Source organism: Pseudomonas sp. TE4620 (assembly GCF_056279045.1).
Genome location: NZ_JBWBQO010000001.1, coordinates 4,788,844 through 4,808,308 on the forward strand (window position 1 = coordinate 4,788,844; position 19,465 = coordinate 4,808,308).

17 protein-coding genes and 1 pseudogene are annotated in these 19,465 nt (G+C 63.1%); 10 read left to right on the forward strand and 8 right to left on the reverse strand.

Annotated features, from left to right (window positions below):
• Window positions 1–7 precede the first annotated feature (7 nt).
• On the reverse strand, window positions 8–697 hold the full coding sequence (locus ACZ9A3_RS22270; protein WP_093378455.1) for a DsbA family protein: 690 nt from the start codon (window positions 695–697) through the stop codon (window positions 8–10).
• Window positions 698–943: 246 nt separating this feature from the next.
• Between ACZ9A3_RS22270 and ACZ9A3_RS22275 the strand changes: the two genes are divergently transcribed.
• Window positions 944–3,046, forward strand: coding sequence for a TonB-dependent receptor (locus ACZ9A3_RS22275; RefSeq protein WP_476253129.1), 2,103 nt, complete (start codon window positions 944–946; stop codon window positions 3,044–3,046).
• Window positions 3,047–3,117: 71 nt separating this feature from the next.
• Here the strand turns inward: ACZ9A3_RS22275 and ACZ9A3_RS22280 are convergent, their stop codons facing one another.
• The 4 genes from ACZ9A3_RS22280 to ACZ9A3_RS22295 all read right to left on the reverse strand — a co-directional run bounded on the left by ACZ9A3_RS22280 (window position 3,118) and on the right by ACZ9A3_RS22295 (window position 8,588).
• Window positions 3,118–3,318, reverse strand: a complete 201-nt coding sequence (locus ACZ9A3_RS22280; RefSeq protein ID WP_045201186.1) for a hypothetical protein — start codon at window positions 3,316–3,318, stop codon at window positions 3,118–3,120.
• A gap of 184 nt (window positions 3,319–3,502) precedes the next feature.
• On the reverse strand, window positions 3,503–4,609 hold the full coding sequence (gene aguA, locus ACZ9A3_RS22285) for an agmatine deiminase (protein ID WP_093378450.1): 1,107 nt from the start codon (window positions 4,607–4,609) through the stop codon (window positions 3,503–3,505).
• A gap of 20 nt (window positions 4,610–4,629) precedes the next feature.
• The gene (gene aguB / locus ACZ9A3_RS22290) at window positions 4,630–5,508 is read right to left on the reverse strand and encodes an N-carbamoylputrescine amidase (RefSeq protein ID WP_093378447.1); all 879 of its coding nucleotides are present in this window, start codon (window positions 5,506–5,508) and stop codon (window positions 4,630–4,632) included.
• 170 nt (window positions 5,509–5,678) lie between these two features.
• Window positions 5,679–8,588: an aminotransferase gene (locus tag ACZ9A3_RS22295; RefSeq protein ID WP_476253130.1), complete on the reverse strand. Its 2,910-nt coding sequence runs from the start codon at window positions 8,586–8,588 to the stop codon at window positions 5,679–5,681.
• A gap of 214 nt (window positions 8,589–8,802) precedes the next feature.
• On the opposite strand from ACZ9A3_RS22295, the gene rfbB reads away from it, so the two are divergent.
• The 7 genes and pseudogenes from rfbB (at window position 8,803) to ACZ9A3_RS22330 (ending at window position 15,909) form a co-directional block, all read left to right on the forward strand.
• Complete coding sequence (rfbB, locus tag ACZ9A3_RS22300) at window positions 8,803–9,885, forward strand: dTDP-glucose 4,6-dehydratase (RefSeq protein ID WP_045201182.1); 1,083 nt, start codon at window positions 8,803–8,805, stop codon at window positions 9,883–9,885.
• Window positions 9,882–10,754, forward strand: coding sequence for a glucose-1-phosphate thymidylyltransferase RfbA (gene rfbA, locus ACZ9A3_RS22305; RefSeq protein ID WP_093378435.1), 873 nt, complete (start codon window positions 9,882–9,884; stop codon window positions 10,752–10,754). Before rfbB ends, rfbA begins: the two co-directional genes overlap by 4 nt.
• Window positions 10,754–11,299, forward strand: coding sequence for a dTDP-4-dehydrorhamnose 3,5-epimerase (gene rfbC / locus ACZ9A3_RS22310; protein ID WP_045201180.1), 546 nt, complete (start codon window positions 10,754–10,756; stop codon window positions 11,297–11,299). The genes rfbA and rfbC overlap by 1 nt, the downstream gene beginning before the upstream one ends.
• The gene (rfbD, locus tag ACZ9A3_RS22315; protein ID WP_476253131.1) at window positions 11,296–12,171 is read left to right on the forward strand and encodes a dTDP-4-dehydrorhamnose reductase; all 876 of its coding nucleotides are present in this window, start codon (window positions 11,296–11,298) and stop codon (window positions 12,169–12,171) included. Before rfbC ends, rfbD begins: the two co-directional genes overlap by 4 nt.
• Window positions 12,172–12,206: 35 nt before the next feature.
• Window positions 12,207–14,021 (forward strand): sensor histidine kinase, encoded by a 1,815-nt coding sequence (locus ACZ9A3_RS22320; protein ID WP_045201178.1) that lies wholly within the window; start codon window positions 12,207–12,209, stop codon window positions 14,019–14,021.
• Window positions 14,018–15,457 (forward strand): annotated as a pseudogene (locus tag ACZ9A3_RS22325) (sigma-54-dependent transcriptional regulator). Before ACZ9A3_RS22320 ends, ACZ9A3_RS22325 begins: the two are co-directional and overlap by 4 nt.
• Window positions 15,454–15,909, forward strand: a complete 456-nt coding sequence (locus ACZ9A3_RS22330; RefSeq protein ID WP_045201176.1) for a YiiD C-terminal domain-containing protein — start codon at window positions 15,454–15,456, stop codon at window positions 15,907–15,909. Before ACZ9A3_RS22325 ends, ACZ9A3_RS22330 begins: the two are co-directional and overlap by 4 nt.
• Here ACZ9A3_RS22330 and cysQ read toward each other — a convergent pair.
• The gene (gene cysQ, locus ACZ9A3_RS22335; RefSeq protein ID WP_093378418.1) at window positions 15,898–16,725 is read right to left on the reverse strand and encodes a 3'(2'),5'-bisphosphate nucleotidase CysQ; all 828 of its coding nucleotides are present in this window, start codon (window positions 16,723–16,725) and stop codon (window positions 15,898–15,900) included. The two genes, ACZ9A3_RS22330 and cysQ, sit on opposite strands and share 12 nt — an antisense overlap.
• Window positions 16,722–17,288 carry an ADP compounds hydrolase NudE gene (gene nudE, locus ACZ9A3_RS22340; protein ID WP_038998207.1) on the reverse strand — a complete coding sequence of 189 codons (567 nt, stop codon included), beginning with the start codon at window positions 17,286–17,288 and terminating at the stop codon, window positions 16,722–16,724. The genes cysQ and nudE overlap by 4 nt, the downstream gene beginning before the upstream one ends.
• A gap of 79 nt (window positions 17,289–17,367) precedes the next feature.
• On the opposite strand from nudE, the gene yrfG reads away from it, so the two are divergent.
• Window positions 17,368–18,030 (forward strand): GMP/IMP nucleotidase, encoded by a 663-nt coding sequence (yrfG, locus tag ACZ9A3_RS22345; RefSeq protein WP_195885258.1) that lies wholly within the window; start codon window positions 17,368–17,370, stop codon window positions 18,028–18,030.
• On the opposite strand, the gene lysM is transcribed toward yrfG, so the two are convergent.
• The gene (gene lysM, locus ACZ9A3_RS22350; RefSeq protein ID WP_093378408.1) at window positions 18,031–18,471 is read right to left on the reverse strand and encodes a peptidoglycan-binding protein LysM; all 441 of its coding nucleotides are present in this window, start codon (window positions 18,469–18,471) and stop codon (window positions 18,031–18,033) included.
• Between the two features lie 84 nt (window positions 18,472–18,555).
• On the opposite strand from lysM, the gene ACZ9A3_RS22355 reads away from it, so the two are divergent.
• A complete protein-coding gene (locus ACZ9A3_RS22355) occupies window positions 18,556–19,443 on the forward strand; it encodes a LysR family transcriptional regulator (protein ID WP_045201172.1) in 888 nt (295 codons plus the stop codon).
• Window positions 19,444–19,465: the final 22 nt, after the last annotated feature.

Below are 19,465 nucleotides of genomic sequence, written 5' to 3' on the forward strand. Positions count from 1 at the left end.
TTTCTGCTTACAGATCGCAGCCATCCGCGGCACAGAACGCCGCGTTTGCGGTATCTTTCTCCGCGCTCAGATAGAACTCCCTGTCCAGCCAATGCACGAAGGCCTCAGGCTTGCCGAGGAAAGGACCGATGTCGATGACCTGCAGCCGCCCTTCGCGTTCCAGCACCAGGGTTGGATAGCCCTGGCCACCGACGCTGGCCATGAACGCACGACTGGTGCGCATATGGCTCTGGGTATCCACATCGCGCAATGCACTGGCAAAGGCGGGTGCAGGCAGGCCCATCTCGGCGGCGATGGCCTTGAGCACGCCATCATCGGCAATCCGCCGGCCTTCCACGTAGTGCGCACGCTGCAAGCGCGCCAGCAACTCCAGGCCACGCCCGGCGAGCTGCTCTGCTGCCAGGATCGCCGCTATGGGTGGCTGTGAATCGAAGACGGCGTCGTTGTCACGCAACAGGCCCTCGAAGTAGTCCTGGCCGAAGGGCTGCCCGGTGTACTCGGCAATACGCCGGTCATGGGGCATGACGAAGTCGCGCAACTGCGCCGAGACCTTCTGGCGATTGGCTCCGGCCATCATCCCGCCACCGTGCAGCACAACCGGCATCAGCCCGCTGGCCGCATTGATCAACGGCTCGGCGCCGTAGCACCAGCCGCACAGCGGATCGAACACATAGTGAAGGGTGGTTTGTACCGGCATGAGCGCCTCCTGAAAAAATGATGACGTCAGGTTAGGCCGGATGAAGGTTGCGAAAAACGCTGCACGGGTTACAGCTTTGTTGCGAAAAACAGTACAAATTCACCGCTAAAACTAAAGGCTGATAGACAGAAATATTTTGAAACAAACAGCTCGTCGATAGATCCAGAAACAATTAACGTTAGTAAATGGCAAGCATTATCATTCGCGCAAAATTTCCTCACTCTAATAAATGCCCGGATGTCCGTCATGCTTGCCCCTTGCCGCCTCTCTCCCCTGACCCTGGGCCTGTCGCTGTTTTTCAGCTCAGGGTTGGTCACTGCTGCCACCACCACGTTGCCCGAAGTCTCGGTTACCGCCGAGTCTGACCGTGAACGCGATGACCCGCGGGTACGTGAAGTCAGCACCGCAACCCGTACCGCCACGCCCGCCCGCTACGTGCCGCAGGCTATCGATTCGGTGAAGACCAGCAACGTGCTGGATTACGGCAGCAACGACCTTGGCAAAGCCCTGAGCGGCATCCCCAACGTCAGCAGCGGCGCCGATACGCGCTTTGACAGCGTGCGCATCCGTGGCTTCGATGCCAGCAACGACTTCTACCTCGACGGTATTCGCGACGACAGCCAATACGTGCGCGACCTGCACAATATCGAGCGGGTCGAGGTGCTCAAGGGCCCTGCCGCGGTGCTCTATGGCCGTGGCAGCCAGGGCGGGATCGTCAACCGGGTGAGCAAGATGCCGGAAGCCGGCCGCCGTTCCAGCATCGAGGCCCAGGGCGGCAGCGAGGACCTGCGCAGCCTGTATGCCGACCTCAGCGCCGACCCGAGCGACAACATCAGCCTGCGCCTGAACATGGGCAACCAGGACAACAACAGTTTCCGCGACGGCATCGACGGCAGCCGCCAGCTGTTCGCACCCTCGATGAGCTGGCAGCTGACCCCGCAGTTGAACTGGCTGGTGCAATACGAGTACAGCCGCTACAACCGTACCCCCGATCGCGGCATCCCCAGCGTCAACGGCCGCCCGGCCGACGTTGGTCGCGACACCACCTACGGCGATACCCAGCGCGACTTCATCGACGACAAGGCGCAATCGCTGCGCTCGCGCCTGAACTACCAGCTCAACGACACCTGGCAAGTGCGCCACACCCTGGGCCTGTTCAAGCTCAACAGCGATTTCGACAACACTTACCTGACCGGCTACAACGCCACCACCAACCAGGTTACCCGCCAGCGCTGGCAGCAGGACCTGAACACCCGCAACCTGTTCAACAACCTGGAACTGGAAGGCAATTTCGACACCTTCGGCCTGCAGCACACCCTGCTCACCGGCCTTGAGTTCGGTAACCAGCGCCGCGATCCGATCCTCTACACTGCAGCGACTTCCGGCGCAGGCGCTCGCCCGGTGCCGGGCCTGGACCTGAACAACCCCAACCGTAACCTGCAGCACAACGGCACCATGGTGGTCTCCAGCAACAACCACACCGTGGTCGACAGCCGCGGCCTGTACCTTCAGGACCAACTGCGCCTGAATGATCAGTGGCAAGTGCTGGCCGGGGTGCGTTTCGACCAGTTCGAAGTGCAAACCACCAACAAGGTCCGCGGTATCTCCGAGAAGCAGGACAGCAACAGCACCAGCCCGCGTCTGGGCGTGGTCTATTTGCCGTGGAAGGAACACTCCTTCTATGCCTCCTGGAGCAAGACCTTCTCGCCAGTCGGCGGCGGCCTGATCGGCATTACCCCGGGTGCGGCCGGCAATACCAACGAAACCAGCCCGGAGCAGACCCGGCAGAAGGAAATCGGGGTCAAGAGCGACTGGCTCGACGAACGCCTGAGCACCACTCTGGCGGTCTATGAGCTGGAACTCTACAACCGCCGCACCAGCGACCCGAACAACCCGGGCATCACCTTGCTCAGCGGCCTGCAGCGCTCACGCGGCGTCGAGCTGACCGCCACCGGCAACATCGTTGGCAACTGGTACGTACGCGGCGGTATCGGTATCCAGGATGCAACCATCGTCGAGGACAACAACGGCCAGGAAGGCAACCGCGTGAGCAACGTTGCCAAGCGCAACGGCAGCCTGTTCGTTACCTGGAAACCGGAAATGGGCTGGTACGGCGAAACCGGCCTGACCCTGGTCGGCGAGCGCTATGCCGACAACCAGAACACCGCCGTGCTGCCCGGCTATGGCCGTTGGGACGCGCTGGCGGGCTTTCGTACCAAGGACTGGGACCTGCGCGCGGCGCTCAACAACATCACCGATAAAACCTACTACAGCTCGGCCACCAGCGCCGCGCAGATCCAGTTTGGCGACCCGCGCAGCCTGATCGTGACCGGCACCTACAGCTTCTAAACACCAGGCAATAAAAAAAGGGCGTCATTGTTCAGGCAATGCCGCCCTTTTCATTGTTGTTGCCGAACCCTCTAGCGGCTGCCATCACCCAGCAGCGCTTCCAGCTCTGCCTCGCTCAGCAGGCCTGCCGGATAACGCGCCAGTAACGAGCGACGCTGATCGGCCTTCCTGACCCGGTTTGCTCCATGGTGTTTCAACCACTGCGCCACGCGCTGGAGGGACTCGTGATTCACCGCTGATGGGGGCGAAGCCGGCTCACTTGCTGCATTCATTTCGACACGTACTCCCTGGGGCCGTGAGCGGCTAACCTACTCAAACTTTGTGACAGAACCATGCTGGTCTATCTGTTTGAAATACAATGCAAAACAAATACAAGAGGTGTGCCAGAAGACTATGCCGGTCGTCGTCCACGCATAAAAAAGCCCGTCAATCGACGGGCTGTTTTCTTACTGCACTTCAGCCTTTGGCTGGCGCCGGTTGTTGCTGGGTCAGGCAATGGATGTTGCCGCCGCCCAGGAGCATCTCGCGCCCGGGGATCATGACCACTTCATGGTCAGGGAACACCCGCGCCAGAATCGCTCTAGCCTCGGCATCTGCCGGGTCGTCGAAGCTCGGGGCGATGATGCCGCCGTTGACGATCAGGAAGTTGACGTAGGAGCCAGCCAGGCGCACCGACGGGTTGCGCTCCTGGCTGCCGGCCACCGGATCGACCCCGGCGCACTCTTCTTCAGTGGCGAACAGCGGCCCCGGAATCGGCATCTTGTGCACGGTGAAGGCGCGACCTTTGGCGTCACGGCTGTTTTCCAGCACCTCAAGTGCGCTATGGCAGCGTGCATAGTTGGGGTCTTGCGGATCATCGGTCCAGGCCAGTAACACTTCTCCTGGGCGGACGTAACAACAGAAGTTGTCGACGTGGCCGTCGGTTTCGTCGTTGTACAGACCATCGGGCAGCCAGATGATGCTGTCCACGGCCAGGTGGTCACGCAGGATGGCTTCGATCTGCTCGCGGTTCAGGTGCGGGTTGCGGTTGTGGTTGAGCAGGCATTCTTCAGTGGTGATCAGGGTGCCTTCACCGTCGACATGGATCGAGCCGCCTTCGAGCACGAAGCCTTCGGTGTGGTAGCGCTGGCAGCGCTCCATCTCCAGCACCTTGCTGGCCAGTTGCTCGTCGCGGTTCCACGGCGCGTACAGGCCACCCTCGAAGCCGCCCCAGGCATTGAAACCCCAGTCGACGCCGCGTACTTCACCGCTGTCGTTGATGACGAAGGTCGGGCCGGTATCACGCACCCAGGCGTCGTCGTTGCTGATTTCCACCACGCGGATGTTCGGCAGGTCCAGACGGGCCTGGGCGTTGTCGTACTGCGCGGCCGAGACGGCAACGGTCACCGGCTCGAAACGGGCGATGGCCTTGGCCAGGGTCACGTGGGCAGCCTGTACCGGCTTGCCACCCAGGCGCCAGTTGTCCGGGCGCTCGGGCCAGACCATCCAGACCTGGGTTTGTGGCGCCCATTCGGCAGGCATGTGGAAGCCGTCGGCGCGCGGGGTACTGGTAAGCGTTTTCATAGAGGATCCTTGCTGAACTTTCAGGATTGCAGCGCGCCGTCGAGGGTCTTCAGCGGGCCGTACAGATTCGGACGACGGTCGCGGAAAGTACCCCAGGCACTGCGGGTGTGCTCAAGTTTATCGAGGTCGAAAGTATGCACCAGCACACCCTCCTCGGTCTCGTTCAGCGCCTGGACCTTCTCGCCGTACTGGTCGGCGATGAAGGAGGAGCCGTAGAAGGTGATGTCGTAGCCGTCCTGTTGTTCGCGGCCGATACGGTTACTGGCCACCAGCGGCATCAGGTTGGCACCGGCATGACCTTGCTGCACACGCTGCCAGTGGTCGCGCGAGCAGATGCTCTGGTCGTGCGGCTCGCTACCGATGGCGGTCGGGTAGAACAGCACCTCGGCGCCGAGCAGGGCCATGCTGCGTGCACACTCGGGGAACCACTGGTCCCAGCAGATGCCGACGCCGATTTTCGCGTAGCGGGTCTGCCAGACCTTGAAGCCGGTGTCGCCCGGGTTGAAGTAGTACTTTTCGTGGTAGCCGGGGCCATCCGGAATATGGGTCTTGCGGTACACACCGAGGTTGCTGCCGTCGGCATCGATGATCGCGATGCTGTTGAAACGCGCACGCCCGGCCAGCTCGTAGAAGCTGATCGGCAGCACCACCTGCAGCTCTTTGGCGAGCTTCTGGAAATGACCGATGGCGGCGTTGGTTTCAACCGCTGTGGCCAGTTGCAGGTAGTCCGGATTGGGCTTCTGGCAGAAGTACGGGGTTTCGAACAGTTCCTGGATCAGGATGATCTGCGCGCCCTTGGCAGCCGCTTCGCGGACCAGCCGCTCGGCGGTTTCCAGGTTGCCCTGGCGGTCCCAGGAGCAGGCCATCTGGGTGGCGGCAACAGTGACAGTGCGGCTCATGCATTCCTCCTCGGCAGGTGCTCGGGCCAACAAGGCCAGGCCACCCTGGTGATAATGGAGGCATTTATATCCGATAAATATCGGCTTTAAAAGTGGCAAATAGAAAATATCAGGCGTAAAAAAGCCGGTTAATTCGATAACAATCGGATTAACCGGCTTTAGCTCAAGGGTTACAGGTCTTCCAACAGTACCCGGTCGATGCTGTCGACGAAGAAGTCCACGCTCGCGCGGGTGGTGCACATCGGCGGCTTGATCTTGAGGATGTTGAGGTAATCGCCCGTAGGCTGCATGAAGATACCCAGGTCACGCAGGCGGTTGCACAGCAGGGTAGTCTCGGCACTGGCCGGCTCCAGGCTCTGGCGGTCACGCACCAATTCCAGCCCCAGGTAGAAGCCGGAGCCGTGCACGGCACCCGCCAGCGGATGTTTATCGACCAATTGTTGCAGCCGTGACTTGAAGTAGCCGCCGACTTCCCGGGCGTTGTCCCATAGCCCTTCTTCTTCCATGACATCAAGCACGGCCATGCCGATTCGGCAACTGACTGGGCTGCCGCCGGCGGAGGAGAAGAAATAGCCCTCGGCTTCCAGCGCCTCGGCAATCTCGCGGCGGGTGATGACCGCGCCCAGTGGCTGGCCGTTGCCCATGCCCTTGGCCATGGTGATGATGTCCGGCACCACGCCCTGCTCTTCAAAACCCCAAAACCAGGTGCCCAGCCGGCCATAGCCGACCTGCACTTCGTCGGCGATGCATACCCCGCCCGCCGCCCGCACCTTGGCATAGGCTTGCTGCAGGTAACCCGCAGGCAACGAGATGCCGCCGGCATTGCCGTACACCGGCTCGCAGATGAACCCGGCCAGTTGCCGCTGCTCGGCAGCCAGCGCGTCGAGCTTGGCATCGACGTCGCGCAGATAGTCGGCGGCGCTCTCGGCGCCACGGTAGGCGCCGCGATAGGTGTTGGGCGCAATCACCGGGTGAACCCAGTCCGGCCGGGTGCTCAAGGCCTGGGGGTTGTCGGCGATGGAGGTGGAAATCGCATCGGTGGCCACCGACCAGCCGTGATAGGCCTCAAGTACGCTCAGCAGGTCACGCCCACCGCTGTAGGCCCAGGCCAGGCGGATCGCCAGATCGTTGGCCTCGGTGCCGCTGTTGACCAGAAATACCCGGTCCATGCCGCTTGGTGCCAGGGCCAGCAAGCGCTCGGAGAATTCGGCGATGGCGGCATAATGAAAACGCGAGTTGGTATTGAGCAACGACCATTGCCGCGCCGACTCGGCGACCATGCGCGGGTGCCCGTGGCCGAGCACCGCAACGTTGTTGAGCATGTCCAGGTAGGCCCGCCCCTGCATGTCGAACAAGTAGTTGCGCCAGCCGCGCTCGATATGCGGCGGCTGCTGGTAATAGTGTTTTTGCGAGCGGGCGAAACTGGCATCGCGCCGAGCCAGCAAAGCCTGGGCATCGACCAGCGGTTCGGCGTCGCAGGCAAAGCCGAGGATGGCTTGCGGCGAGGGGCACAGTGCCTGCCAGGCCTGGGCCCGCGAAGGCACGACAAAAGCTGGCGGATACAAGCCGGCCACCCGGCATAACTGGACCGTCAACAATGCGCCAGTGGCGCCCAGAGACTGTCCGATGGCCAATGCCTGCCCGTCGGCCGGCGTCTGATCCAGCCCGTGCAACCACAGGCTGCATTCACTGCCCTCAAGGCAGCCACTGCCTTCGCCATATTGGTGCCAGGTCCCGGCCCAAGGAGCCTGGAGCACCGTGGCGCAAGGCAGATGCAGTTCGACATGCAGGGCGAACGTCGCAGGTTCCGCGGGATTGTCGATGTGGGTCTGCGACAGGCGGTACTGCCCATACAGGCTGCTGGCAGCGCCTGAAGCACTGCCCTGCTGCGCCAGCACGCGCTGGTCAATGCCGGCTTGCTGCCAGTTGCCCGCCTGGTAATGCTCGCTTAGCACGCCCAGGTCCACACCAATCACCTGGGCAGCCACCGGGTTCGGCAGGAGTGGCGCCGAGCCTTCCAGCGCCAGCGCAGGCAGCTCATGCCCGGTCGCCTGCAGAATCGCCGCCTGCATCAGTTCGGAAGGCACGCTGGTAGCGACGTCGAAAATTTCCCACTCATGGGCCAGATTGTCCCGGCTATAGCTGTTGCCGGGGTCGACGCTCAGTTGTTGCTCGCTGCTCAATACCAGCACCGCAGCGCGGGCCACCACCAATGGCCACAAGGCGTTGAGTTCGGCGGCGCTCAGCGGGTTGAACGCATGATAAGCCTCGATCGCCGGCAAGATGCGCAGGGGATCGCCTTCGGCGTGGTGCAGCAAGGCCGCGCAGGTGACCGAGAGGTCGGCAATGCGCCAGGTGTGCATCAGGTCGCCGAAATCGATGACCCCCTGCAGTTGCCACTGGCGTTGCTCATCGCGCGCCCATACGGCGTTGTCATCGGTAATGTCCAGGTGCACGGCTTGCGATGGCAGATCGTTGATCAACGGCTGCAGATGTCCCCAGGCCTGATCTGCGGCGGCTTTTACCCTGGCTTGCTGCGGGTTGTTATCCAGTATCGGCAACAGGTGATTGATCAACGCCTGGGCATGGCGCGGATCCCACTGCAATGTGCGCTCAAGGCCCGGGTGGGTGAAACTGGCCAGAGCCTGGTCGACCCGCGCGCACAGGCGGCCGAGCTCAGCTACCAGGCGCGGCTCCATGTGCTTGATGCGGGTCAGTGACTGGCCTTCTATATAGTCGAGCAAGCGCACGCGTAGCGGTTGGCCGTCGACAGTCACCGTCAGCAGTTGCTCACCGGATCGGGCAGCCTGCACCGCAGGCACTGGCAGCCCCTGATCGCGCAGGAAGCCGAGGGCGGCATGCTGGGCTTGCAGTTCCTGCTCGGCATAGGCGCCATGGCAAACCTTCAGCACGTAGCGCCCATGGTCCGAATCGATAAGAAAATTCAGGTCTTGCTGGCTGCCCAATGCCTGCAATGAGCCGCTCAGGCCAAAGTGTTCCTGCAACAGGGTTGCGGCCTGCTGTTCACTGACTTCAGGGCATGGCTGGCTGGAGCGATGGATCAGGGTACTGAGCGACATGGGCAGGGGGACCTCATTTTTTTGTTGCCTATATCGCCACTGCTTGTGCCGGTTGGCAAGAATAACGGCTAAAATTGCGCAACATTTGCTCAGTTTTATCGAGCAGCCCGGGTAAGAAGGACTGTTCGGCGCTTTTTGCTTGCGCCTGCCTGCACCCGGCCACAAGCTGTGCACCCTAAGTTCAATGTCAGTTACGGAAGAAAGGCAGTCCGACATGCGAATTCTTATCACCGGCGGGGCCGGCTTTATCGGCTCGGCGCTGGTGCGTCACCTGATCACCAATACCGAGCACGAAGTGCTCAACCTCGACAAACTGACCTATGCAGGCAATCTGGAATCGCTGACCAGTATCGCGACCGACACCCGCTATGAGTTCGTCCAGGCGGATATCGTCGATCAGGCCACCGTTAGCGCTGTGCTTGAGCGCTTCAAGCCACATGCGATCATGCACCTGGCGGCAGAGTCGCATGTCGACCGCTCGATTGACGGCCCTTCGGACTTCATCCAGACCAATATCGTCGGCACCTACAGCCTGCTCGAGGCCACCCGCGCCTACTGGCTGAGCCTGCCGGCCGATGAGCGCACGGCGTTCCGTTTCCATCACATTTCCACCGACGAAGTGTATGGCGACCTGCATGGCGTCGATGACCTGTTCACCGAAACCACGCCTTACGCACCAAGCTCGCCCTACTCCGCCAGCAAGGCTGCGTCCGACCACCTGGTCCGCGCCTGGCAGCGCACCTATGGCCTGCCGGTACTGATCACCAACTGCTCGAACAACTACGGCCCATTCCACTTCCCGGAAAAACTCATTCCGCTGGTGATCCTCAATGCCCTGGCAGGCAAGCCGTTGCCTGTGTATGGCAACGGCCTGCAGGTGCGTGACTGGCTGTTCGTCGAAGACCATGCCCGCGCCCTGCTCAAGGTGGTAACCGAAGGCGAAGTTGGCGAGACCTACAACATTGGCGGCCACAACGAGCAGAAGAACATCGACGTCGTACGCGGCATCTGTGCCCTGCTCGAAGAGCTGGCGCCACAACGTCCGGCTGGCATTGCCAACTACGCCGACCTGATCACCTACGTTCAGGATCGCCCGGGCCACGACCAGCGCTACGCGATCGATGCCAGCAAGATCGAGCGTGAACTGGGCTGGGTTCCCGAAGAAACCTTCGAGACCGGCCTGCGCAAGACCGTACAGTGGTACCTGGACAACCTGCAATGGTGCCAGCGGGTACAAGACGGCAGTTATCAAGGCCAGCGCCTGGGCGCCAGCGAATTCAAGGATCTGATTGCATGACCAAAGGTATCGTCCTGGCGGGCGGCTCCGGCACCCGCCTGCACCCCATCACCCTGGGTGTTTCCAAGCAACTGCTGCCGATCTACGACAAACCGATGATCTACTACCCGATCTCGGTACTGATGCTGGCCGGTATTCGCGAAATCCTGCTGATCTCCACCCCGCAGGATCTTCCGCACTACAAGCAACTGCTGGGTGATGGCAGCCAGTTCGGTATCGAAATGAGCTATGCCGAGCAGCCCTCTCCGGACGGCCTGGCGCAGGCCTTCCTGATCGGCGAAGAATTCATTGGTGATGATTCGGTGTGCCTGATCCTGGGCGACAACATTTTCCACGGTCAGGGCTTCACTCCGCAGTTGCGCAAGGCAGCCCAGCAGGGTGCCGGTGCCACCGTGTTCGGCTACTGGGTCAAGGACCCGGAGCGTTTCGGCGTCGTCGAATTCGACGATGAAGGCCGCGCCCTTTCCATCGAAGAGAAACCGGCACAACCCAAGTCCAGTTACGCAGTGACAGGCCTGTATTTCTACGATAACGACGTGGTCGAGATCGCCAAGGCGGTCAAACCTTCGCCACGCGGCGAGCTGGAAATCACCGACATCAACAACGCCTATCTCAAGCGCGGCGACCTCAATGTCCAGTTGCTCGGGCGCGGTTTCGCCTGGCTGGACACCGGCACCCACGACAGTCTCCTGGAAGCATCGCAATACGTGCAGACCATCGAACACCGTCAGGGCCTCAAGGTCGCCTGCCTTGAAGAAATCGCGTACCAGCAGGGCTGGATCGATGAAGCGCATCTGCTGGAGCGAGGCAAGATGTTCGGCAAGACCGGCTACGGTCAGTACCTGTTCGGTCTCGTAGGGAAACGTTAATGAAAGTAACAGCCAGCGCGCTGCCTGATGTTCTTGTGATCGAGCCGAAGGTCTTCGGTGATGAACGAGGCTTTTTCTTCGAGAGCTTCAATGAGCGCTCGTTCCAGGAAGCAACAGGCATCGATGCCCACTTTGTTCAGGACAATCATTCCGGCTCACAAAAAAATGTGCTGCGCGGTTTGCATTACCAGGTTGAACATACCCAGGACAAGCTTGTGCGGGTAACTGCAGGCGAAGTGCTGGATGTGGCCGTCGATATCCGCCGCCACTCACCGACCTTTGGCCGTTGGGTCAGTGTCAGGCTTTCGGCCCAGAACAATCGCCAGTTGTGGATTCCCAAGGGCTTTGCCCATGGTTTTCTGGTGCTGAGCGACTTCGCCGAGTTTCTCTACAAGACCACTGACTACTATGTGCCGTCTGCCGAGCGCTGCATCCGCTGGGATGACCCGGACCTGGCGATCGACTGGGAACTTGAAAGCGCACCGGTGCTTTCAGCCAAGGACCAGGTCGGCAAGTTCCTGCATGAGGCAGACCTGTTCCCGTGAAGCACAGCCAACCGCGCATCCTTATCGCCGGCCGCAACGGCCAGGTTTCCCAGGCGCTGCAACAGCAACTGGGCGACCTGGCGCAGTTGCAGGTCCTGGGCAGTGACCAGCTCGACCTGGCGTACCCCGAAGCCATCCGTGGCCAGGTGCAGCAGCTCAAGCCCGACCTGATCATCAACGCCGCGGCCCACACTGCGGTGGATCAGGCCGAAAACGAGCCGGATCTGGCCTTTGCGATCAACGCCCAGGCCCCTGGCATTTTTGCCGAGGAAGCCGCGAAGCTTGGCATTCCGCTGATCCACTACTCCACCGACTACGTGTTCGATGGCAGCAAGGCCACCCCTTACACGGAGGGCGACGAGCCCAACCCGCTCGGCGTCTACGGCCACAGCAAGCTGGCCGGCGAACAGGCGATTGCCGCGGTAGGTGGCCAGCATCTGATCCTGCGTACCAGCTGGGTGTACTCACGCCACGGACGCAACTTCCTGCTGACCATGCAGCGCCTGTTGCAGGAAAAGCCCGAGCTGCGCATCGTCGCCGACCAGATCGGCGCGCCGACCTGGGCGGGCACCATCGCCCACAGCACCCGTGCCCTGATCGAACGCTGGCAGGCTGGCCAGGCCGGTGCCTGGGGTGTCTATCACCTGACCGCGCAAGGGGAGACCTCGTGGTTCGGTTTTGCCCAGGCCATTGGCGAGCAACTCAAGGCCCAGGGCCTGTCCTGCGCCAAGCTGTTGCCAATCGACTCCAGCGATTATCCGACCCCGGCTCGCCGCCCGCTGAACTCGCGCCTCGATTGCAGCCGCCTGCAACGCGAGTGGCACGTCAGCCAGCCGCACTGGCAGCAGGCGCTGATCGACTGCCTGAAGTAGCGCATAATGCGCCAGATCATTCTGGCGCAGTTGCGATGAACATAACTCCACCCGTACCCCGCCGCCCTCGCTGGCGCAGCCTGGCCATCCTTGCCGTGTGCCTGGCACCCTTGCTGTGGCCGTTGCAGCACCTCGCCGAGCGCTACTACCAGGACGAACTGGCCGGACAGAACCGCCAGACCCTCGACCTCTACGTGGCCAACCTGCTCGGCACCCTGCACCGTTACGAAACCCTGCCGCAGATCCTCGGCGACCTGCCGGCCCTGCGCGCAGTGCTGGCCGACCCGCTGCGCCTGGAAACCCTGACCAACGCCAACCGCCTGCTCAAGGACATCGCCACCCAGACCGGCGCCGAAGTCATGTACCTGATGGACGCCAACGGCAACACCCTGGCGGCCTCCAACTGGGACAAGCACGACAGTTTCATCGGCCGCAACTTTGCCTTCCGCCCTTATTTCAGCGAAGCCATTGCCGGGCGCCTGGGGCGCTTCTTCGGCCAGGGCACTACCTCGGCCAAGCGTGGTTACTTCTTCGCCGCCGCGGTGCGCGACCGCGATCAGGTGATCGGCGCGCTGGTGGTCAAGGTCGATCTGGACCATACCGAAACCCTCTGGGGCAAGACCCCGGAGCAGCTGCTGCTGACCGACCACAATGGCGTGGTGATCCTGACCTCGCGCCCCGACTGGCGCTTCCGTGCCACCCGGCCATTGAGCGACGCCGAGCGCGAAGCCATCGTTGCCATCCAGCCCTACCCGACCCAGTCACCCAAGCCGCTGACCCTCGACCCCAAGGCCTGGCTGACCCAGACCCAGGCCATCGACGAGACCGGCTGGCAGGTCAGCATCCTCGCCCCGCGCACGCTGATCGACCGCTCGGTACGCACGGTGGTGGCCATCGGCGGCGCCACCTTGCTGGTGCTAATGCTGCTGCTCGGCCTGATCATGCAGCGGCGCCGCCACTACATGGACCGCATCGACTTTGAAGCCCACGGCCGCCAGGAGCTGGAAAAGCGCGTGATCGAGCGCACCGCCGACCTCGAAGGCCTCAACAGCCGCCTCAAGGAAGAAGTGCTGGAGCGCGAACAGGCCCAGCAAGAACTGGTGCGCGCCCAGGACGAGCTGGTGCAGGCCGGCAAGTTGTCGGTACTGGGCACCATGTCGGCAAGCATCAGCCACGAACTCAACCAGCCGCTGGCGGCGATCCGCAGCTATGCCGAGAACGCCGAGATCCTCCTCGATCACCAGCGTACCGACGATGCCCGCAGCAACCTTAAGCTGATCAGCGAACTGACCGGGCGCATGGCCTCGATCATCGCCCATCTGCGCGCCTTCGCCCGCCGCGACCGCCACGCCCCGGAAAGCGTGGCCCTGCAGCCGGCGCTGGACGACGCACTGGCGCTGCTGGCCAAGCGTCGGCGGGCAATGGCCGTGGAACTGGTGCGCGACCTGCCAGAGGCAACCCTGTGGGTCCAGGCCGGCGAAACCCGCTTGCGCCAGGTGCTCGGCAACCTGCTGGCCAACGCCCTCGACGCGCTGACCGAAAAAGCCAACCCGCGCAAACTCTGGCTCAGTGCCGAACAGCGCGATGGCAACGTCTACCTGTACATACGCGACAACGGTCCGGGCTTCAGCAGCCAGGCCCTGGCCCGCGCCCGCGAGCCGTTTTTCACCACCAAGACGCGCACTCAGGGCCTTGGCCTGGGCCTGGCAATCTGCGATACCTTGATGCGGGCGCTGGGCGGCGAGCTGCTGCTGGGCAACCACCCGGAAGGCGGCGCCCTGCTTACCCTGCAACTGCGCATCGCCAAGCCCGGCGCCACCCTACCCACTTCGGAGGACCCATCGGCATGACGACCGAGCCGCTCATCGACAGCCGCACGCAGGTGATCCTGGTCGACGACGACCCGCACCTGCGCCAGGCGCTGAGCCAGACCCTCGACCTCGCCGGGCTGAAGATCCTGCCCCTGAGCGACGCCCAGGGCCTGGCCGGGCGCATCGAGCGCGCGACTGGCCGGGCGTGGTGGTCAGCGATATCCGCATGCCTGGCATCGACGGCCTTGAGTTGCTGCAGCAACTGCACGCCCAGGACCCGGAACTGCCGGTATTGCTGATCACCGGCCACGGCGACGTGCCGCTGGCGGTGCAGGCCATGCGTGCCGGCGCCTACGACTTTCTGGAGAAACCCTTCGCCAGCGATGCCCTGCTCGACAGTGTGCGCCGCGCCCTGGCCCTGCGCCGCCTGGTGCTGGACAACCGCAGCCTGCGCCTGGCCCTGAGCGATCGCCAGGAGTTGAGCACGCGCCTAGTCGGTCACTCGGCGCCGATGCTGCGCCTGCGCGAGCAAATTGGCGCATTGGCCGGCACCCGCGCCGATGTGCTGATCCTTGGCGAAACCGGCGCCGGCAAAGAGGTGGTGGCCCGCGCCCTGCACGACCTGTCGAGCCGCCGCGACGGCCCGTTCGTGGCCATCAACGCCGGCGCCCTGGCCGAATCGGTGGTCGAGAGCGAGCTGTTCGGCCACGAGCCAGGGGCTTTCACCGGCGCGCAGAAGCGTCGCATCGGCAAATTCGAATTCGCCAACGGCGGCACGTTGTTCCTCGATGAAATCGAAAGCATGAGCCTGGATGTCCAGGTCAAGCTGCTGCGCCTGCTGCAGGAGCGTGTAGTCGAGCGCCTGGGCGGCAACCAGTTGATCCCGCTGGATATCCGCATCATTGCCGCAACCAAGGAAGACCTGCGCCAGGCCGCTGACCAGGGGCGCTTTCGCGCCGACCTGTATTACCGCCTGAACGTCGCGCCACTGCGCATTCCGCCGCTGCGCGAGCGCGGCGAAGACATCCTGGTGCTGTTCCAGCACTTTGCCCACGCCGCCGGCGAGCGCCACGGCCTGCCAGTGCCGGCATTGCAACCGGCGCAACGGGCGTTGCTGCTGCGCCATGAATGGCCGGGCAACGTCCGTGAGCTGCAAAACGCTGCCGAGCGCTTCGCCCTGGGCCTGGAACTGGCCCTGGACGGTGACCTGCCGCCTGCTGGCCCTGGACGGTGACCTGCCGCCTGCGGCCAACGGTCCCGTGGCCAGCATCGGCAGCGGCAACCTCAGCGAACAGGTCGAGCAGTTCGAACGCTCGCTGATCGCCGCGGAGCTGGCGCGCTCGCACAGTTCGCTACGCAGCCTGGCCGAGGCCCTCGGCATCCCGCGCAAGACCCTGCACGACAAGCTGCGTAAACACGGCCTGAGCTTCGGCGACAACCATCACAGCGATGACCTGGAGGACAACCGTCCATGAGCACGGACAGCCACTACCTGGAATCGGTACTGCACAGCGACATCCCGCTGACCCGGCAAATGGGCCTGCAGGTGCTCGACTGGCAGCAGCATTGCCTGCGCCTGCAGCTACCGCTGGAGGCCAACGTCAACCACAAGAGCACCATGTTCGGCGGCAGCCTGTACTGCGCGGCGGTGCTGGTCGGTTGGGGCTGGCTGCACCTGAGGTTGCGCGAAGCGGGGGTCGATGACGGGCATATCGTCATCCAGGAAGGCCAGATCAGTTATCCGCTGCCGGTCACCGGCGCGGCCATCGCCACCTGCGCGGCACCGGAGGAGAAGGTCTGGGAGCGTTTCATCGCCACCTATCAGCGCCGGGGCCGGGCGCGGCTGAACCTGCACACCCAGGTCAGCAATGCCGGCAGCAGCGAGGCTGCCGTGCTATTCAGCGGCCAGTACGTGCTACACCGCTAGGGCTTGTTGCAGCAGCTTGTCGCGCCACGGCGCGGCCGCCGGCAAGGCCAGGAAGAACGGGTTGAGCAAGGACTCGCGCGCAGGGTAGACGAAGGCCTGGCCATCGAGGCCAAGCACTTCGCCGCCGGCGCCTTCGAGCACGCCCTGGGCTGCTGCGGTGTCCCACTGCGAGGTCGGTGCCAGGCGCGGGTAGCAATCGGCAACGCCCTCAGCCAATAAGCAGAACTTCAGCGAACTGCCGATATTGGCCAGCTCCAGCTCCCCTACCGACTGGCTCAGGCCGGCCAGCAAGGCTTCCTGTTGCGGGCTGGAGTGCCGGCGGCTGGCAACCACGGTAAATCGCTCACCCGCAGTCGGCGCGTTGCGCACGCTGATGGCCTTAGGCACGCCGCCCGCTTCCGCCAGCCAGGCCCCGAAGCCCTTGCCGCCGTAATAGCAACGCCCGTTGGTGGGAATCGCCACCACGCCAAACACCACCTGGCCTTGCTCGATGAGAGCGATGTTGACGGTGAATTCTTCAGTGCCGGCAATGAATTCCTTGGTGCCATCCAGCGGATCGACCAGCCACCAGCGCTGCCAGCCTTGCCGTTCGCCCAGGGGAATATCGCAGTCCTCTTCCGACAACACCGGGATCTGCGGCGCCAGGGCGCGCAAACCCTCGGCAATGACGTCATGGGCAGCCAGGTCGGCGGCGGTGACCGGCGATTCGTCGGCTTTGGCCGTCACCGCCACATCGGCACGCCAGAACGGCAAAATGGCCTTGCCCGCCTGGCGAGCCAGCTCCACCACGTGCTGCATCAGTTCAATATCGTTCATAGCGGGAACACCCCACGCTGGCTCAGCAAGTCGCGCACCAGGTACAGCGCCGCCAGGGCCCGGCCTTCGGAAAACTGCGGATGCTGGGCCAGGGCCGAGAGCTCGCGCAGGTTGATCTTGTCGACACGCATCGGCTCGGGCTCATCGCCTTCCAGGCGTTCCTCGTAGAGGTCGGTGGCCAGCACCACCTGGATCTTCTGGCTCATGTAACCCGGTGACAGCGAAAGCTCGGTCAGGTGCTCCAGTTGCCGGGCACCGAAACCTGCTTCTTCCTTGAGCTCTCGGTCGGCCGCCGCCAGCACGTCTTCGCCCGGCTCGATCAGGCCCTTGGGCAACGACAGCTCGTACTCGTCGGTACCGCCGCAGTATTCCTCCACCAGCACCGCGTGCTCGGCGTCGAGCATCGCCACGATCATCACCGCGCCATAACCGTTGCCGCGCCCGACCAGGCGCTCATAGGTGCGCTCGGCGCCGTTGGCAAAGCGCAATTGCACGGCTTCGACGCGAAACAGGCGACTGCTGGCGACAATCTCGCGAGAGAGGACGGTGGGTTTCTGGCGCATGGGGCGGCTCCTTGGCGTGAACGGGTTACTATACCGTGGCTTGCCCGGCCGCTGCCTAATGACTGTTCGAGAATTTCATATGCCCGTTTTAGCCTGGTCCACCATCGATACCGTCCTGCTGGACATGGACGGCACCCTGCTCGACCTGCACTTCGACAACCATTTCTGGCTCGAGCAGCTGCCCCAGCGCTACGCCGAACTGCACGGCATCAGCCGGGCCATGGCCGAGCTCGAGCTGCAGCCGCTGTTCGAGCAGCACGCCGGCTCGCTGAACTGGTACTGCCTGGACTTCTGGAGCCGCGAGCTGAACCTCCCGGTGCGCGAGCTGAAGCTTGAGACCGCCCACCTGATCGCCCTGCGCCCGGATGCCGACACCTTTTTGCAGGCGATCAAACAGGCCGGCAAGCGGGTGATCTTGATCACCAACGCCCATCGCGATTCGCTGTCGCTGAAACTGGAGCGGGTGGAGCTGGCGCCTTACTTCGAGCGCCTGATCAGCTCCCATGACTACGGCTACCCCAAGGAGAACCCGCAGTTCTGGAGCGCCCTGCAGGCCGATATCGGCTTCAGCCCGCAACGCAGCCTGTTTATCGATGACACCTTGTCGATCCTGCGCAGCGCCCGCGACTTCGGCGTGGCGCACCTGCTTGCGGTGCGCCAGCCCGATAGCCGCAAAGGGCCGCGGGATACCGAAGAGTTCGCCGCGGTGGAAGACTACCGGGCGTTGCTCGAAGGGTTGTGATTACTCGGGGATGCGCAGGGTCTGGCCCGGGTAGATCTTGTCCGGGTGGCTGAGCAGCGGCTTGTTGGCTTCAAAAATCTTGTTGTACTGGTTGGCATTGCCGTACACGGCCAGGGAAATGGCGCTCAGGGTGTCGCCTTTCTTGACCACGACGAAGCGGGCCGCCGCAACAACCGGGCCGGTAACGGTGATCTGGTCATCCACCGACTCCACACCTGCAATGTTGCCCAGGGCCAGGAGGATTTTTTCCTTCTCTTCCTGGGTCGCCACCTCGCCGGTGACCGTCACCTTGCTGCCCTCGACAGTTGTCTGAATGTTCGGATTGCCCAAGCCTACCTTGGAGACATGCTCCTTCAACTGCTCGCTGGCATTGGCATTACCCGGGGTCAACAGGTCGATAAGTTTCTCGCCTGCTTCTTTGACGAAACTGAAAATGCTCATACCGCTCTCCTTGGTGATGAATCTCGGAGCCTGGAGTCTAGGACAGGTTAGAATGCTTCGCCTGCTTTGCGCCGTGGAGCGACGATGGACATCAAACAACTCAAATTCCTCATCGCCCTGGATGAAACCCGCCACTTCGGCCAGGCCGCCGCCCGCTGCCACGTGACCCAGCCAACCCTGTCGATGCGCTTGCGCAACCTGGAGCAAGAGCTGGACCTGGCCCTGGTCAACCGTGGCCAGCGCTTCGAGGGTTTCACCGCCCAGGGCGAGCGGGTGCTGGCCTGGGCGCGCTCGGTGATCGCCGCCTACGATGGCCTGAACGCCGAAGCGGCCGCCTGCCGTGGCCACCTGGTCGGTACCCTGCGCCTGGGCGTGGTGCCGTTGTCGAGCTTCGACCCCTTGCCATTGTTACGGCGCATGCACCAGCAGCACCCGGAACTGCGCTTCGAACTCAGCGCCCTGAGCTCCGAGCAGATCCTCGAACAGCTGACCAGCAACCAGCTGGACCTGGGCGTGTCATACCTCGACCGGCTCGACCACGAACGCTTCCAGGCGCTGCCGCTGGGCGAGACGCGCATGGGGCTTTTATATGATCCAGATCATTTCCGCTTCGACGAGCAGCCCCTAAGCTGGCAACAGCTGACCGAACTGCCGCTGGGCTTGCTCACCGCCGGCATGCATTTTCGCCAGTCGATCGACCATAACTTCCACAGCCGCGGCCTGACCCCGCAGCTGTTGCTGCAGACCGATGCCGTCCATCAGTTGGCCCAGGCCGTCAGCGGCGGCCTGTGCTGCGCGATCATGCCGTTGGCGGCAGGGCTGGAAGTGCTCACCGAACGGCTGCGCCTGCAACCGATCGAACAGGCCTGCACCCTGGCACCATTGGGCCTGATCATGCGCCGCACGGCGCCGCGCTCGGCCCTGGCCGAGGTGTGCCTGGGCGAATATCAAGCGCTGCGCGGCGAGGCTTGATCGACGCCGTCTATCAAAGCAT